14 protein-coding genes and 1 tRNA gene are annotated in these 16031 nt (G+C 66.4%); 11 read left to right on the top strand and 4 right to left on the bottom strand.

Annotated elements, in window-relative coordinates:
• Positions 1 to 49 precede the first annotated feature (49 nt).
• From A3AG_RS0108285 to A3AG_RS0108300, 4 genes are all read left to right on the top strand, one after another.
• Positions 50 to 538: a ClpXP protease specificity-enhancing factor gene (locus A3AG_RS0108285; RefSeq protein WP_012354071.1), complete on the top strand. Its 489-nt coding sequence runs from the start codon at positions 50 to 52 to the stop codon at positions 536 to 538.
• A 51-nt stretch (positions 539 to 589) separates the two neighbouring features.
• Positions 590 to 665 (top strand) — tRNA-Thr (locus A3AG_RS0108290).
• Between the two features lie 22 nt (positions 666 to 687).
• The gene (locus A3AG_RS0108295; RefSeq protein WP_240619812.1) at positions 688 to 1869 is read left to right on the top strand and encodes a sensor histidine kinase; all 1182 of its coding nucleotides are present in this window, start codon (positions 688 to 690) and stop codon (positions 1867 to 1869) included.
• Between the two features lie 5 nt (positions 1870 to 1874).
• Positions 1875 to 2636, top strand: a complete 762-nt coding sequence (locus A3AG_RS0108300) for a LytR/AlgR family response regulator transcription factor (RefSeq protein WP_026164037.1) — start codon at positions 1875 to 1877, stop codon at positions 2634 to 2636.
• A gap of 36 nt (positions 2637 to 2672) precedes the next feature.
• Here A3AG_RS0108300 and A3AG_RS0108305 read toward each other — a convergent pair whose 3' ends face one another.
• Positions 2673 to 2993 (bottom strand): 2TM domain-containing protein, encoded by a 321-nt coding sequence (locus A3AG_RS0108305; protein WP_025585803.1) that lies wholly within the window; start codon positions 2991 to 2993, stop codon positions 2673 to 2675.
• Positions 2994 to 3297: 304 nt separating this feature from the next.
• Here A3AG_RS0108305 and A3AG_RS0108310 point away from each other — a divergent pair, with 304 nt between their 5' ends.
• The 3 genes from A3AG_RS0108310 (at position 3298) to A3AG_RS0108320 (ending at position 6580) form a co-directional block, all read left to right on the top strand.
• Positions 3298 to 4032, top strand: a complete 735-nt coding sequence (locus tag A3AG_RS0108310) for a FadR/GntR family transcriptional regulator (protein ID WP_240619813.1) — start codon at positions 3298 to 3300, stop codon at positions 4030 to 4032.
• A gap of 106 nt (positions 4033 to 4138) precedes the next feature.
• Positions 4139 to 5560, top strand: a complete 1422-nt coding sequence (locus tag A3AG_RS0108315) for an amidase family protein (RefSeq protein WP_018004955.1) — start codon at positions 4139 to 4141, stop codon at positions 5558 to 5560.
• A 15-nt stretch (positions 5561 to 5575) separates the two neighbouring features.
• Complete coding sequence (locus tag A3AG_RS0108320; RefSeq protein ID WP_018004956.1) at positions 5576 to 6580, top strand: Bug family tripartite tricarboxylate transporter substrate binding protein; 1005 nt, start codon at positions 5576 to 5578, stop codon at positions 6578 to 6580.
• A 46-nt stretch (positions 6581 to 6626) separates the two neighbouring features.
• Here A3AG_RS0108320 and A3AG_RS0108325 read toward each other — a convergent pair whose 3' ends face one another.
• The 3 genes from A3AG_RS0108325 to manD are packed head-to-tail and all read right to left on the bottom strand — an operon-like array spanning position 6627 to position 9860.
• The gene (locus A3AG_RS0108325; protein ID WP_018004957.1) at positions 6627 to 7580 is read right to left on the bottom strand and encodes a sugar kinase; all 954 of its coding nucleotides are present in this window, start codon (positions 7578 to 7580) and stop codon (positions 6627 to 6629) included.
• A gap of 1 nt (position 7581) precedes the next feature.
• Positions 7582 to 8616 carry a Zn-dependent oxidoreductase gene (locus A3AG_RS0108330; protein WP_018004958.1) on the bottom strand — a complete coding sequence of 345 codons (1035 nt, stop codon included), beginning with the start codon at positions 8614 to 8616 and terminating at the stop codon, positions 7582 to 7584.
• Between the two features lie 35 nt (positions 8617 to 8651).
• Positions 8652 to 9860 (bottom strand): D-mannonate dehydratase ManD, encoded by a 1209-nt coding sequence (manD, locus tag A3AG_RS0108335; protein WP_018004959.1) that lies wholly within the window; start codon positions 9858 to 9860, stop codon positions 8652 to 8654.
• A gap of 269 nt (positions 9861 to 10129) precedes the next feature.
• Here manD and A3AG_RS0108340 point away from each other — a divergent pair, with 269 nt between their 5' ends.
• From A3AG_RS0108340 to A3AG_RS31510, 4 genes are all read left to right on the top strand, one after another.
• Positions 10130 to 11593, top strand: a complete 1464-nt coding sequence (locus tag A3AG_RS0108340; protein WP_026164038.1) for a mannitol dehydrogenase family protein — start codon at positions 10130 to 10132, stop codon at positions 11591 to 11593.
• Between the two features lie 21 nt (positions 11594 to 11614).
• Positions 11615 to 12634 (top strand): TRAP transporter substrate-binding protein, encoded by a 1020-nt coding sequence (locus A3AG_RS0108345; RefSeq protein ID WP_018004961.1) that lies wholly within the window; start codon positions 11615 to 11617, stop codon positions 12632 to 12634.
• A gap of 40 nt (positions 12635 to 12674) precedes the next feature.
• Positions 12675 to 14573: a TRAP transporter large permease gene (locus tag A3AG_RS0108350; protein WP_051073493.1), complete on the top strand. Its 1899-nt coding sequence runs from the start codon at positions 12675 to 12677 to the stop codon at positions 14571 to 14573.
• A 541-nt stretch (positions 14574 to 15114) separates the two neighbouring features.
• Positions 15115 to 16031: type VI secretion system Vgr family protein (locus tag A3AG_RS31510; RefSeq protein WP_167332263.1), on the top strand; the 917-nt coding region annotated here is incomplete at its 3' end.

Raw genomic sequence — 16031 nt, forward strand, 5'->3', positions numbered from 1 at the left:
GGCCCGACGGCAACCGCCCTCGGGCCATCGCGGCGCCATTGGAAGCACAATGCCTGAAACCTCCACCAAGCCCTACCTGATCCGCGCCATCTACGAATGGTGCACGGACAACGGCTTCACGCCGTACATCGCCGTCTTCGTCGACGCCAACACCAACGTGCCGCGCGAGTTCGTCAAGAACAACGAGATCGTGCTGAACGTCAGCTTCGACGCCACCAGCGGCCTTGACATGGGCAACGAGTGGATCACCTTCAGCGCACGCTTCGGCGGTGTCTCGCGCAAGATCGACGTGCCCGTCGAGAACGTGCTGGCGATCTACGCCCGCGAGAACGGGCAAGGCATGGCCTTCCCGGTCGAACGCAGCCTGCCGGAAACCCAGGCCGCCACCGAGCGTGAAAACAACCCGCCGCCCAAGCTTGCCCCGGTCGAAGCCGAGACCCCCGCAACGACCAGCGACACCGGCCCCGGCGACGACGACACGCCGCCCCCGGTGCCCCGCATCGGCGGCAAGAAGCCTGCACTGAAAGTGGTGAAGTAAGCCATCCCAAAGCCGACCGCAATGCAGTAGAATCGCGGTCTGCATCCATATGCCGGCTTAGCTCATCAGGTAGAGCAGTTGATTTGTAATCATCAGGTGGCGGGTTCGAGTCCTGCAGCCGGCACCAGAATTGAAGAACGGGCTACGCATTGCGTAGCCCGTTTTGTTTTGGCGGGGCCCGAGGCATTTACATCGGGGCAGTCGTGCCAGGGCATCGCAGAGCCTCGCCAAAAGCCGTGACATGGCGCCATGCGCGGCCACCAATTTCCGGCAACATCAGACATCCGCGCCTGTTTTCCGTCGATTCACACCGCCAGCCTGTCGATTTGCGGCACCGTCATGTCACCACGCTCAAGCCAGTGGTAACCTGCGCCCAATCGCCGCCCCAGCCACCGCCCGTGCCGTTCCCCCACTCCCGCCTCTGGCGCGCCGCCCCCGAGCAGCGTGCCTACGAAGAAGCCCGCCACCGCGTGCGTGCACTGCGCTTTTTCTACCTGCACGCCATGGTCTACGTGGTGGTGAACGCGATGCTGATCGGCTTCCATCTGATGGGCTCGTCGCATCGGCCGTGGGCCGGTGGTCCGCTGATGGGTTGGGGGATCGGCCTGGCGGTGCACGGCATCATGACCTGGGGCCGTGTGGGCCTGCTTGGGCGGCGGTGGGAAGAGCGCAAGATTGCCGAATATATGGCGCAGGAACAGGTGCGCACGCTGTCGACGGAAAAGCAGTTGGTCGAGGCGCGCATGAAGCTGCTGCAGGCGCAGATCGAGCCGCACTTCCTGTTCAATACGCTGGCCAACGTGGTCAGCCTGATCGAGCCCGCGCCGCAGAAGGCCACGATGATGCTGGAGCATTTCATTGCCTATCTGCGCGCGTCGCTCGCAGCCAGCCGCGCGACGCAAGGTACGGTGGCGCAGGAGGCGAAGCTGCTGCGCGACTATCTGGCGCTGATCCGCATCCGCATGGGCGAGCGGCTGCATTACACGGTCGATGTCGATGCGGAGCTCGAAACGGTGCCGCTGGCGCCGATGCTGCTGCAGCCCGTGGTCGAGAATGCGATCAAGCATGGCCTTGAGCCGAAGATCGAAGGCGGGCGCTTGCTGGTCCGGCTGGAGCGGCGCGGCGCGCGCATGCTGGCGATGATCGAGGACGATGGCATGGGCTTTCGGCCGTCGGCGGGAGCCGGGGTCGGCCTGTCGAATCTGCGTGAACGGCTGGGGGTGCTGTATGACGGCGATGCCCACGTCAGGATCGAAGAGCGCTCGCCGGGCACCGCCGTACTGATCGATCTGCCGCTGCCGCCAGCATCCCGAACCGGAGACGCCCGATGACGCCCATGACGCCGACTGCCCTGATTGCCGATGACGAAGAGCACCTGCGTGCGTACCTGCGCGGCAAGCTGCAGCGCCTGTGGCCGGAGTTGGAGATCGTTGCCGAGGCGACCAACGGCATCGAGGCCGCCGAGGCTATTGCGCGGTGGTCGCCGAGCGTCGCCTTTCTCGATATCAAGATGCCGGGGCTGTCCGGGCTGGAGGTGGCGCAGGGCATCGAAACCGAGACGCGGCTGGTGTTCGTCACGGCCTACGACGAATTTGCGCTCGATGCCTTCGAGCGTGCGGCGGTGGACTACCTGGTCAAGCCGGTCAGCGAGGAACGGCTCGGCCGCACCATCGAGCGGTTGCGCAAGGCACTGCAGGAAGCGGCGCCCTTGCCCGAACTGGCGCAGCTGCTGAGCCAGCTCACCCGCGCCCAGCCGCGCGCGGAAGGCGGCGGCCAGTTGCGGTGGGTCCGCGCCAGCCGCGGCAATACCACCAGCCACGTGCCGATCCAGGAGGTGATGTACTTCCAGAGCGATGACAAGTACGTGGTGGTCCATACCCGGGATGGCGAGCACCTGATCCGCACGCCGCTGGCGGAATTGATGGCCGGCCTGGACCCGCAGGTGTTCTGGCAGATCCACCGCTCGTCCATCGTCAATATGGAATACGTGGCCGGCACGCGGCGCGACGAATCGGGGCGGCTCTTTGTCAGGATGCGCGGCAGCGATGCCGAGCTGCCCGTGTCGCGCGCCTACATGCATCGGTTCCGGCAGATGTAAGCCGGCCGCCGGGGGCGCCGGCGTCCAGGGATCCGGTCAGTGCCGATCCATGAATTCCTGGATCTTGCGCTGCTCCCAGTCACGTCCGCGGCGCGACAGCCGCGTCCAGACCAGCAATCCGTGCAGGGCCAGTCCCAGGCCCCAGGCCAGCGTGGTGGTCAGCGGCCACGGCCAGCCCGTGGTGGCGTAGTGCGACCATGGCGGCGATGGGAAGTAGAAGAAGCGGAACCATAGCCACGCATTGACCACGGCGTAGACCAGCAGGTGGATATACCAGCCGCGCAGGGCGCGCACCATGCGGCGCGCGCGCCAGTAGGCCATGGCGTTGGGGTCGTTGGGCGGGAAAGCGTGGTGCATGGGATACCTCGTCATCAGGAAGGTTGGCATGCGACAGGTATAGGCCACCACCAGGCGTCGTTCCAGGCCCATGGGCTGAATCGACGGATTCCGTTCGCCATTGGACATGCGCACCGCGTGAATGTCGGCCGCTTGAACCCTCACCGTGGCCTGATCTCCTGCGCTCGGGCCAAGCGCGCCTGCCTGGTCCCGGGAATACCCGCATAGGAAAAGCCATCTCATCCACCATAATCATGATAATTATGATCATAAATAGCCAGCCATGGAATCGAAGCCTGCGCCGCAGATAGAGGGCAGCAAACGCGTGAAGCGTTCGGACCAGGTCGTCAGCGATATCAAGCGCTGGATCGTGCAGACGCACCAGAAGGTCGGAAACAAGCTGCCGCAGGAAGCGGCCCTGATCGAACAGATGGGCGTGGCGCGCGGCACGGTGCGCGAGGCGCTTGCCTCGTTGCAGGCGCAGGGGCTGGTCAAGGTCAGTACGGGGCCGAACGGCGGCGCAACGCTGACCCAGCCGCCATATGAGCGATGCCTGGAGGCGGTCTCCAACTTCCTGTACTTCCAGTCGGTCGACATTGTCACGCTGTACGCGCTGCGCCGCGCGGTGGAACCGGAACTGGCTGCCAACGCCGCCTTGCGCCTGACCGATGCCGACATCGACGACCTCGAAGCCCTGGTCGGATTGAGCCACCCGCAACATGGCGGCAGCGCGGACTGGAACGAGCGGCGCGAGGCCGACCTGCTGTTTCACGATCGCCTCGCCGACGCCTGCAGCAGTCCGATGCTGGCGCTGTTCTGCCGCCTGCTCAATGACATCATCCGCCGTGTCATCGTGGTACGAAACGCGCAAGACGATTTCGGTGACTTCGATGAAGAGATCTTCCACAGCCACAGCACGCTGATCGAAGCCTTCCGGTCGCGCGACCCGGAACGTGCGCGTGCCCTGATGCAAGAACACATGGCGCATGCGGAAGCGCTGGCCCTGGAAGCCGAATCCAGGGTGGATCGCGGAAGCTTGCTGATGAGTCCGGGCGACTGAGTTCCTGACGCGCCAGCGTCCCCCCTTTTTCTGCACACCCAACCGCCAGCGTCGTAGCCGACACGGCGGCTGGGATTCCTATTGCCTGAATCCTGGGAGCCCCGACGTGAAACCTGTTGAATCGCTTTGGCGCTGGAGCGCTGTCGATATTGCCGATGCCGTGCGGCGGCGCGAGATTTCCTGCCGCGAGGTGATGTCCAGCGTGCTGGAGCGCATCGAAGCCCTTAACCCAAGACTCAACGCACTGCCGGAGGTGCTGGCGGAAGAGGCACTGGACAGTGCCGATGCCGCCGACCGAAAAGTCGCCGAGGGCGCCGAGCTGGGGCCGCTCCATGGCGTGCCAGTCACGATCAAGATCAATGTCGACCAGGCCGGCCATGCCACCACCAATGGCGTGATTCCGCTGAAGCACAACATCGCGCGCGAAGACGCGCCGGTGGTGGCGCACTGGCGCAGTGCCGGTGCCATCATCGTCGGGCGCAGCAATACGGCCACCTATTCATCGCGGTGGTTTACGGAAAACGGCCTGCATGGGCGCACGCTGAATCCGTGGAATGCGGATATCACCCCCGGTGGCTCCAGCGGCGGGGCCGCATCAGCCGTCGCTGCGGGCATGGGGGCGCTGGCGCATGGCAATGACATCGGCGGCTCGATTCGCTATCCGGCCTATGCCTGCGGCGTGCTCGGTCTGCGGCCAACGGCAGGGCGGGTGCCGGCGTACAACCCGTCGGCCACCGCCGAGCGCAGCATCACGCCACAACTCATGTCCGTGCAGGGCCCGCTTGCACGCAGCATTGCCGACCTGCGGCTTGGCTACTACGCCATGGCCCGATACGACGGGCGCGATCCCGCCTGGGTGCCGGTGCCGCTGGAATTGCCGCTGCCACCGGGCCCGATCCGCGTGGCGTTGTTCAGCCGCTGTCCGGGCATTCCGGTCGATCCCGCGGTCAGCGCAGCGCTGGACCGTGCCGCGCGCTGGCTGCAGCAGGCGGGCTACGCCGTCGAGGAAGCGAGCCTGCCCGACTTCCTGGAAGCGGCGGCGCTGTGGCGCACGCTTACGGTGGACGACAGCCGCCGCAACATCATCGCAGGCGTGGACCAGCATGGCGACGAGGCCATGCGGCAAAGCCAGCGCAACATGCTGGACGGGATGCAGGAAACCGATCGCGATGGCTTTCTCGATGCGCTGGCAAGGCGCCAGGCAATCGCACGGAACTGGTCGCTGTTCATGCAAACGTATCCGCTGGTGCTGCTGCCGGTGTCGTGGCAGCGCCCCAGCGTGCAGGACGCCGATATCCGCACGCCTGAAGAAAACCGGGCCTTGCTCGACGCCCAGAGCCCGCTGCTGGCAACGGCCATGCTGGGCATGCCGGGATTGTCCGTGCCGACAGGCATGGCCGGTGGCGTGCCCGTCGGCGTGCAGCTGATGGCATGGCGCTACCGGGAGGACCTGTTGCTGCGCGCCGGCGAGGCCATTGAAGACGCGGCGCGCTTTATCCCTTTCACCGACGTGCAACCCGGCATCTAGACCCAGGAGCTTGCCATGAACGATCGCAATCGTGCTTACGCCCCACAGCTTTCGCGCCGTGCCATGCTCGCGGGCACCACCGCAGTACTTTGCACCGGTGGCTTGTTCTCCGGGGCCGCATGGGGCCAGACCGTATCGCGCATCATCGTGCCGTTTCCGCCGGGCGGGCCGGCCGACTACATGGGCCGCCTGCTGTCCGAAAAGCTGAAGGACGCCATGGGCCGTACCGTCATTGTCGACAACCGCCCCGGTGCCGGCACGCGCGTGGCCGCAGAATTCCTGAAGAACGCGCCCGCCGACGGTAACACCGTGCTGCTCGCACCGGTCGATCCGATGTTCATCGGGCCGCTGATCTACAGCAATATGCGTTTCAATCCCGCCACCGATTTCACGGCGATCACGGATGTGACCGGCGTCCAGTTCGGCATAGCGGTCAGCGCCAACTCACCGATCCGGACCCTGGCGGACTTCGTCAAGGCCGCCAGGGCCAAACCGGCCGAGTATGCGATCGGCATCAGCACGGTTGGCACGCTGCTGCACTTCCTGGCCGTGGAGTTTGTCAGCCAGTCCCGCACCGGCAGCACGCTGGTGCCATATCGCGGTGGCGCGGCGATGGCGACGGAAATGATGGGCAACCAGATCGCGGCAGGCATGGACGCCATCACCACCTTTACCGAGCTGCATCGTGGCGGCAAGCTGCGCGTGCTGGCCGTGGCAGGTGAAAAGCGTGCCGATGCCTTGCCCGATGTGCCGACCTTTGCGGAATCCGGCTTTCCCAACCTCGTGACCTCGTCGCGCTACCTGCTCTATGTCCGCGCCGGCACGCCGCCCGAGGTGGCGACACAGTGGTACCAGGCAGTGCGCAAGGTCCTGGCCATGCCGGACGTGCGTGAAAAATTGGCGCGCGCCGGCTATGACATCCTGCCCGGCAGCACCACGGAAGACGTCGCCAGATATGCAGGCGCGCTCTCCGCACGCTGGACACCCGTGATCAAGGCGTCGGGTTTCAGGGGGGATTGATCGGCATGCCGGCCTCTGCCGGCGGCCGACGGCACGGCGCAGCTGCTCAGGACGGCGGGCCGCTTGCACGATCACGCCCGGTCAGCGCATTCCAGACCGCCTGCACCCCCGGCAGCGGTGCCACCGCGCCCTGGCCTGTGGTGGCCAGCGCGGCTGCGACCGCCGCCCATCGCGCCGCGGACACAGCGTCATCCCCGGCTACCAGCCGCGCAAGATAAGTGCCGTCGAAGCAGTCGCCTGCGCCGGTCGCGTCGACCGCGTCGACGGGGAAGGGCGCCACGGCGGTCAGCTGTCCGCCGGCGGATACCAGGCAACCCTGGCTACCCAGCTTCAAGACCACGTGCGGTGCGCCCATCCTGTGGCACCAGTCGACGATGCCTTCGGGATCGTCGATGCCGGCAAGCTGACGCACGTCGTCAAGGCTGGGCAGGAACAGGTCGCACAGGGCAAGGGTAGCGAGGATGACCCCGCGGGCGCGCTCCAGGGGCCAGAGCTTGAGGCGCAGGTTGGGATCGTAGGACACTTTGGTGCCGGCCTGGCGGGCGACGCGGATGGCCTCGCGCACGGTCCGCGCGGCAGACGCGCTGATGGCCTGGCTGATGCCGGAGACGTGGAGCCATGTGGCCCGTTCCAGCAATGCGACCGGCAGGTCGGCCGGCTGCATCCGGCTCGCGGCGGAACCCGTGCGCCGATAGGCGAAGGCGTGTCCCGCCGGGCCGTGATGGACGAAGTAGAGCCCCGTAGGTGCCGATGGGTCGATGACCACTCCGCTGGTGTCGACGCGCTCGGTGCGCAACAGGTACAGGCACATGCGGCCGAACTCGTCGTCGCCCAGCCTGGTCAGGTAGGCGCACCGCGCACCCTGGCGAGCCGCGGCGATGATGGCGTTGGAGGTGTCGCCGCCAAAGCCCTGCATATAGGTGCGCGAATCGCGCGGGCCGGCGTGGTTGAACTCGACCATGGCCTCGCCGAGCGCGACGATGTCGAATGTCGCGCGCATGTCAGGCGTCCTCGCCCAGGTCGAGCAGCACCTTGCAACAGGCGCGCGGGTGGCTTTCGGCGAGATCGAACGCGCCGGCCACGTCGCGGAAGTGGATCTGGTGCGTAACGATACGGCCCGGGTCCACCAGCCCGCGCGTGATCCAGTCGATCACCGTGGGAAACATCGCGCAATTCAGGCGCGAGGCATACAAGGTCAGTTCTTTGCTGGTCAGCGCCTGCTGCGGCACAGCCGATGGCGTGCCGGAAAACCCGAGTACGCCGATGCGGCCTGCCGGCGCGGCCAGGGCCACGGCTTCTTCGAGGATGGCCGGATGGCAGACCGCGTCGTAGATCAGCGTCGGCCCGCCCGCGACGCCGCGCCTTTGGAGCGCGCGGGCAAGCGGCTCGCGCGCGGTGTTGATGATCTCGTCTGCCTCCGCGCCGCAGCCGCGCGCCAGCGCCAGCCGTTCGTCGACATGGTCGGTGATGAAGGTGCGTACGCCATACACGCGCTTTAACACCTGCAGCAGGTTAAGGCCGACCGGCCCGGCACCGTAGATCAGCGCCACGTCGGAGGGCAGCACGCCGGTGCGGTGGGTGGCGTTGGCCGACACGGCAAACGGCTCGATCACCGCGGCACTGGCGGTCGGCATGCCGTCGGGCACCGTGTAGGCGTTACGTGCCGGCACGCACGCGAATTGGCTGAAGCCGCCATCGCGGTGCACGCCGATCACCTGGAGCCGCTGGCAGACATTGTGCCGGCCGATGCGGCAGGCATGGCACTGGCCGCAACTGACCACCGGATCCACCACCACGCGCTCACCGATGCGGTCAGCGCTGATGCCAACGCCGACCGCATCGATATGGCCGACGAACTCATGACCGATCACGCGCGGATATGTCGCGAACGGATTCTTGCCGTGGAAAATGTGCAGGTCAGAACCGCAGATTCCGGCTAGGCGCACGCGCACGCGCACCTCGCCTGCGGCAGGGGACGGGTCGGGCCGCTCGCGCACGGCCATGCAGTGCGGTTGCTCGACGACGATGCTAAGCATGCTTGCTCCTTGTTCCGGTCAACTGGCGCTGGCCGCTACCAGTTCCACATCGCGCCATCGCGCAGTCGCGCCACCGGCAGGTAGGCACGCTCGTACGGATACCGGGCTGCCAGCGCCTCGTCGATATCGACGCCAAGGCCGGGGACGTCGTCCATTACCAGGTGGCCGTCCTCCAGCCGATAGTTGTGCGGAAACACCTCGTCGATCAGTGGGCCATGCGGCATCAGTTCCTGGATCCCGAAGTTCGGCGCCCACAGACCGAAGTTGACCGCCGCCGCCATGCATACCGGCGACAAATCGGTGGCGCCGTGAAAGCCGGTTCGGACCTGGTGAATCGCGGCGAAGTCCGCGATGCGGCGCACATGCGTGATGCCGCCGGCGTGGACAATGGTGGTCCGGATGTAGTCGATCAGTTGATCACCGATCAGGTCCTTGCAGTCCCACAGGGAATTGAAGACTTCACCGACCGCAAGCGGGGTGGTGGTGTGCTGGCGGATCAGGCGGAAGGCCTCCTGGCTTTCGGCCGGCGTTGCGTCTTCCAGCCAGAACAGGCTGAAGGGCTCCAGCGCCTTGCCCAGGGCAGCCGCTTCGATCGGCGTCAGCCGGTGGTGCGCATCGTGGAGCAGGTGGGGGCCGAAGCCGACGGCCTCGCGCACCTTGCGGAACAGTTCCGGCGTATGGCGCAGATACAGCGACGTGTCCCACGGCTCTTCCGGCGGCATGCCCTTCTGCGCCGGTTCATAGTGACCCGGTTGCGTGCTTACGCCATACACCTTGGACAGGCCCGGCACGCCCGACTGTACCCGGATCGCCTTGTAGCCCTGCTCGATATGGCGGTGCACCGCGTCGATGGCTTCTGCATGGTCGCGGCCATTGGCGTGACCGTACACCATCAGGCCGTGGCGGCTGCGCCCGCCCAGCAACTGGACCACCGGCATGCCGGCCAGCTTGCCGAGGATGTCCCACAGCGCCATGTCGATGGCGGCGATGGCGGTCATCGTGACCGGCCCGCGCCGCCAGTAGGCACCGCGGTAGAGGTATTGCCAGACGTCCTCGATCCTGCGCGGATCGCGGCCGATCAGGCACGGGATCACATGCTCGTCCAGGTAGGCACGCACCGCCAGCTCGCGGCCATTGAGCGTGGCGTCGCCCAGCCCGTACACGCCTGCATCGGTGACCACCTTGACCGTCACGAAGTTGCGCCCGGGACAGGTGACGATGGTTTTTATCTGTTCGATCTTCAATGGGTGTCTCCGGCCGGATCGTCGTGGTCGTAGCCCGATGGCGCCGGCTGGTTGCGCAACGCCTGCATCGGTGTGGATGCGGCCAGAGTACTGCGGGCCGAATGCGGCGGAGTACGGCCGATTCCGCAATCAATTGCAGCGTTTGCCGTAGTGAATCGCGAAAGCGCCGCACGTTGGACACCACGGCTGCGTGCACACTTCATCGCATCGAAGACAACGCCGGATGCACGCACGATGCTGCTGCCAACAGACCTGCCGAGGTACCGCCCATGAGGCTGTCGCAACGCACTTGTTGCCGCGCCAGGGCTGAGGTGCGCCAGCCCGGCTACGATCGCAGCCGCTTGTCGCGCGGCGTGGTGCATCTGGGCCTGGGCGCTTTCCACCGCGCCCACCAGGCGCTGTACACCGAGGCAGCATTACAGGATGGAGACCGGCGCTGGGGCATCGTCGGCGTCAGCTTGCGCGATCCGCGCATGGCGCGCGCGCTGGCCGCGCAGGATTGCCTCTACGCGGTCATCGAGCGCCAGGGGAGCGAGGCAGCGGCGCGCATCGTCGGCGCCCTGGTGCAGGCCCTCTATGCACCGCATGTACTGGAACAGGTGACCGGCGCCATTGCCGATCCCGCGGCATCGATCGTGACCTGCACTGTCACGGAAAAGGGCTACTGCCGGCATCCATCGACGTCCGACCTCGATCTCCAGCATCCTGACATACAGCACGATCTGGCCTACCCCGAGGCGCCGCGCAGCACACTGGGGGTGCTGGCGGCCGGGATACGCCGCCGGCCGCCCGGCGCGCCGCTGAGCATTGTCTGCTGCGACAACATGGCGGACAACGGCGACACATTGCGCAGGCTGCTGATGCAGTTTGCGTCGCAGCTGGATCCGGCGCTGGCGCGGCGTATCCGCGACGAGGTCGCACTGCCCAACACCATGGTCGACCGCATCGTTCCCGCCGCCACGCCGGCGTCGCTGACCTTTGCGCAGCAGCGCCTGGGCTTGCGCGACGAGGCCGCCATTGTCTGCGAGCCGTTCACGCAGTGGGTGATCGAAGACCGCTTCGCCGGACCGCGGCCCGCCTGGGAAGCCGGCGGCGCGTTGCTGACGGGCGATGTCCGGCCGTTCCAGGCCATGAAGCTGCGCATGCTGAACGGCACCCATTCGGCAATCGCCTATGCCGCACAGTTGCGCGGCATCGACACCGTGGCCGCGGCGATGGCCGATACGGTCCTTGGCACGTTCGCGCGCGGGGTGATGGCGGACCTGCACGCCACCCTTGCGGCCCCGCCGGGGTATGACACCGCCAGCTACGGCAATGCGTTGCTGTGCCGCCTGCGCAATGGCGCGATCGCGCATCACACCGCGCAGATCGCAACGGACGGCACGCAGAAGGTGCCGGTGCGCTGGCTGCCGGCCTTGCGCGAAAGCCTCGCCACTGGCGTCGAGCGGCCATGCCTGGAGCGCGCGCTGGCGCTGTGGCTCCACTATTTGCGGTGCGACACCAACGAGCACGGCAGGCCGCTGGCCGCCTGCGATCCCGGTGCTGCGCGGCTTGCCGCGGCGTTGCGCGGCGCGCGCGGCGATACGGACGCCATACGCCAGGCGTTGGCGCATGGTGCCGTCTTTGGCGACGCACCGTGGCCGAAGCCGTTCCAGCTCCGGCTGGCCGCACACCTGACGGTGCTGCGCGAGCGCGGCGCCGCGGCACTGATGTCCTTCACGGCGACAACTTGAAAAACAGGAGACAAGCACATCATGGTTAATCGGCTGACTCGCCGGCAGTTCGGCGCACTCGCCGCCGGCGCACTGGCGCTGGCCCTGCCCGGGCGCAAAGCGTTCGCCCAGAACGCCACGATCAAGCTCAGATATGGCACGGCATTCCCCGCGGACCATCCGGGCACGCTGCGCATCACGCAGGCCGCCGAGGCCATTCGCCGGGACACCGGGGGCAAGGTGGATCTGCAGGTCTACCCCAACAGCCAGCTCGGCAGCGAGCCGGACATGGTGTCCCAGGTCCTCGCCGGCGCCATCGACTTCATGTCTACCGCCAGCACCAATTTGCAGACACGCGTGCCGGCCGCCAGCATCAACGGCGTGGCCTTTGCCTTCAAGGACTACACCACGGTGTGGGCCGCGATGGACGGCGGACTGGGGGCATACGTGCGCGACGCGCTGGGCAAGGTGAACCTGCACGTGTTCGAGAAATGCCTGGACAACGGCTATCGCAATATCACCTCCGCTACCCGGCCGGTGAATACGCCGGCGGACCTGAAGGGGTTCAAGATCCGCGTGCCGGCGATCCCGTTGTGGGTGTCGATGTTCAGGATGCTGGGCGCGGCGCCGACGGTGATTCCGTTCGCCGATCTCTATTCGGCGCTGCAGACGCGCGTGGTGGATGGCCAGGAGACGCCCCTGTCGCTGATCCGCAGCGGCAAGTTGTATGAAGTGCAGAAGTTCTGCTCGATGACGGCGCATACCTGGGACGGCCACTTCATCTTCGGCAATGCCCGGAAATTCCAGGCACTGCCGCGCGAGGTGCAGGCTTCGCTGACGACGCGCTTCGCCACCGCGGCGCTGAAGCAGCGCGAGGACATCGCGCGGCTCGACGTTGAAGCGCAGGCGGAGATGACCCGGCTTGGCATCGCCTTCAACCGCCCGGATCCGGCGCCGTTCCGCAAGCTGCTGCGGGATGCGGGCTTCTACGCCGAGTGGCGCCGGAAGTTCGGCGACGAGGCCTGGGAGATGCTGGAAAAATACACCGGACCGCTGGTCTGAGGTCGGGCGCCGTCAAGCCGATATGCAAGAGGAGGAGATCATGATCGAGCACGCCGCCGAGCCCCTGGCATCGCCAGCCCATGCCGCCCGCACCGCCCGCACCGCCGGCACGCCACCGCCCGCCAGCGCGCGCTGGGGACGCATCCTGGCCTGCCTGGTCGAACTGCCGGCCGCGCTGATCGTCGTCGCGGAGACGCTGATCCTGGGGGGCGGCGCCTTCGCGCGCTATGCCCTGCATGCGCCGCTGCCGTGGACCGAGGAGCTTGCCGGCATCCTGTTCCTGTGGCTGGCGATGCTCGGTGCCATCATCGCCCTGCAGCGCAGCGCGCATATGCAGCTCACGACCTTCATCAGCAGGCTGACGCCGCAGCGGCGCGCGTGGGTGGATGCCTGCGGCATGTGGATGGTGGTGGCCTTTCTGTTGCTGCTGGTGCAGCCGGCGTGGCAACACCTGGTCGAACACGTGGAGGTCCTGACGCCGACGCTGGAGGTCAGCGAAGCATGGCGCGCAGCCGCGGTGCTCACCGGTACCGTGCTGATGCTCGTCACCGCCCTGATCCGCCTGTTCGAGCGCGCGAGCCGCACGCAGGCGGCCCTCAGCGGCGTGCTGGTCGGGCTCGGTGCCGGCGCGTTATGGCTGCTCTCGACGGGGCTGATGGAACTAGGCAATGCCAACCTGGTGATCTTCTTCCTGCTGATGCTGGTGGGCTGTGTCGCCATCGGCGTGCCCATTGCCTTTGCCTTCGGACTGTCCACGCTCTGCTATCTGGCGTTGTCCACGGCTACGCCGCTGTCCATCATCCCGAATCGGATGCAGGAGGGCATGTCGCACCTGGTACTGCTCGCGGTGCCCCTGTTCATCTTCCTGGGCGGCCTGATCGAAATGACGGGCCTGGCGCGCGCGATGATCCAGTTCCTGGCCGCGCTGCTCGGCCATCTGCGCGGCGGACTGCAGTACGTGCTGCTTGGCGCGATGTATATCGTCTCGGGCATCTCCGGATCGAAGGCGGCCGATATGGCCGCGGTCGCGCCGGCGCTGTTCCCGGAGATGAAGCAGCGTGGCGCCAAGGATGGCGAACTGATCGGCCTGCTGTCGGCGTCCGGCGCGATGTCGGAGACGATTCCGCCTAGCATCGTGCTGATCACGGTCGGGTCCGTCACGGGCGTGTCGATCACCTCGCTGTTCATCGGCGGACTGATGCCGGCGCTGGTCGGGCTGGCGATGATGGCGCTGGTGGTCTGGTGGCAGACGCGCAAGGAAGACATGCGAGACGTGCCGCGCCCCTCGGGCCGCGCGTTGCTGAAATTGCTGGTGGTGGCGCTGCCGGCGCTGGCACTGCCGGTCATTATCCGTACCGCCGTGGTGGAGGGCGTGGCCACCGCCACGGAGGTATCGACCATCGGCATCTTCTACGCGCTGCTGGCCGGCGTGCTGATGTACCGTCAGTTCGACCTCCGGCGCATTTATCCGATCCTGGTCGATACCGCGGTGCTGTCCGGCGCGATCCTGCTGATCGTAGGGTGTGCCACCACCATGGCGTGGGCGCTGACGCAGTCCGGGTTTGCGCAGGATCTGGTCAGCATCATGTCCGCCGTGCCGGGCGGGAAGACCGGTTTCCTGCTGGTGTCGGCGCTGGCTTTTGTGATCCTGGGCAGCTTGCTGGAAGGCATCCCCGCCATCGTGCTGTTCGGCCCGTTGCTGTTCCCGATTGCCAGGATGGTGGGCGTGCACGAGGTGCACTATGCCATGGTCGTGATCTTCGCCATGGGGCTGGGCTTGTTCGCGCCGCCGTTCGGCGTGGGGTTCTATGCCGCCTGCGCCATCGGGCGCGTGTCGCCGGACGTGGCGATGCCACGGGTGTGGCCGCATATGGCGGCGTTGTTCGTGGCGCTGGTGCTGTTGACGTTGGTGCCGTGGTTTTCGATCGGGTTTTTGTGAGGGGATTTTGCGTTGGCTGGCGCATGCTTGCGTCCCTCTGAGAGGAGGGCGGCGGGCCTGACGACGAGGGTGGAAACCGGTGCTTACCCCAATCCCGGTCAGCCTGACGGCTGCCTCGCCCGGCCCGCCATAAAAGTGGGCTGCGCGCGCGTATGCGGATGCGGGCAATCGCAAGAGCGATTGCCGCAGGGGTAGGCGTTCGAGTTTCCACACTCGGTCACCGTTGTTTGATCACAGCCCCAGTCTCCCGCGCCACGGCACGCGGCGCGATAAGACAGTTCGCATTCCTATACGGACGCCGCATCCTGCCGGAGTCTCGCACGTCAGCAAATAGCCGAAATCCTAAGAGCGCATTCGAGGCGAAACCACGTCTCGTTGAAGGGACAAAAGCGCTGGGATATTTGATCGAGATGAATATTGCACGTCGAATCCGGATCGCTTCGTTGATTTCCTTTAGATGCAGGGGCACAAATAGCTGAGTGGTATGCGCCGAGGTCGCAATGGCGCGTTCGAACGACAAGGCGGTTTGACGCATCGGTAAATGGACCCTGCAAGCCTCTACCAACAACTCCTTTCTTCTACCCATCGTCTCTTTGCGCTAGACGGTGACCGCCCGCTCGACGAGTTGGCGGTCGAAGCCTGGATCGGCCGCGATGCCATCTCGGCGCTGTTCGAATGGCGCATCGTGGCGGTCAGCGCCAATGCCGATATCGCACTGGACAGTTTGATGGGCCAGCGCGTCACGCTGCTGACCACGCTCGCCGGCGGTGGCCAGTCACGCCGCACCGGCCTGATCCGGCAGGCCGAGAAGCTCGGCGCCGACGGCAGCCTGGCGCGATACCGGCTGACCGTGGTGCCGTGGCTCTGGCTGACCACGCAGCAGCGTCACAGCCAGGTGTTCCAGAACCGAACGCTCGACAGCATCATCGAAACCGTTCTGCAGGATTACGCGCCGTATGCGCACTGGCGCTATGCGGCTGGAGCCGAAGCCCGCATCGCCGCGTTCGGTGAACGTGACCACATCGCGCAGTTCCGCGAGACCGACTACCAATTTCTGTCGCGCCTGCTGGCCGAAGCCGGCCTCGGATATACCGTGGTGGAAGACGACGAAGCGCCCTTCGGCCATGCCGTGGTGATCTTTGCCGACAGCGCGCAACTACCCGAAGACCCCGAATCTGCGGCCCGCGGCGGTATCCGCTACCACCGCGCGCATAGCCAGGAATCGGCCGACGCCATCCAGCAGTTGATCTGCGAGACGCGTGCCGCGGTCGGCGGCGTGGCAGTGAGCGCCTGGGACCCCGAAGCCAAGCGCGCGATCCGTGGTCACGCGCCCGCGCGCTTCGGCGTATTTGCAGGCCGTGCTGTCAGTCCCGACCCCTACTTGTCGGTCAGCCTGTCGCTGGCGCCGGACACGGCCAGCGCGCAGCGCGTCGCCGAACAGGTGATGGAAGCGATCGA

The organism is Cupriavidus neocaledonicus, assembly GCF_000372525.1.
GTDB lineage: Bacteria > Pseudomonadota > Gammaproteobacteria > Burkholderiales > Burkholderiaceae > Cupriavidus > Cupriavidus neocaledonicus.

Excerpts from the sequence above, each read along its gene's own strand:
- A3AG_RS0108340 (WP_026164038.1), top strand. The coding sequence starts at position 10,130 with ATGAGGCTGTCGCAACGCACTTGTTGCCGCGCCAGGGCTGAGGTGCGC.
- A3AG_RS0108350 (WP_051073493.1), top strand. The coding sequence starts at position 12,675 with ATGATCGAGCACGCCGCCGAGCCCCTGGCATCGCCAGCCCATGCCGCC.
- A3AG_RS0108325 (WP_018004957.1), bottom strand. The coding sequence starts at position 7,580 with ATGCGCGCGACATTCGACATCGTCGCGCTCGGCGAGGCCATGGTCGAG.
- A3AG_RS0108330 (WP_018004958.1), bottom strand. The coding sequence starts at position 8,616 with ATGCTTAGCATCGTCGTCGAGCAACCGCACTGCATGGCCGTGCGCGAG.
- A3AG_RS0108345 (WP_018004961.1), top strand. The coding sequence starts at position 11,615 with ATGGTTAATCGGCTGACTCGCCGGCAGTTCGGCGCACTCGCCGCCGGC.
- A3AG_RS0108320 (WP_018004956.1), top strand. The coding sequence starts at position 5,576 with ATGAACGATCGCAATCGTGCTTACGCCCCACAGCTTTCGCGCCGTGCC.
- A3AG_RS0108305 (WP_025585803.1), bottom strand. The coding sequence starts at position 2,993 with ATGCACCACGCTTTCCCGCCCAACGACCCCAACGCCATGGCCTACTGG.
- A3AG_RS0108300 (WP_026164037.1), top strand. The coding sequence starts at position 1,875 with ATGACGCCGACTGCCCTGATTGCCGATGACGAAGAGCACCTGCGTGCG.
- A3AG_RS0108285 (WP_012354071.1), top strand. The coding sequence starts at position 50 with ATGCCTGAAACCTCCACCAAGCCCTACCTGATCCGCGCCATCTACGAA.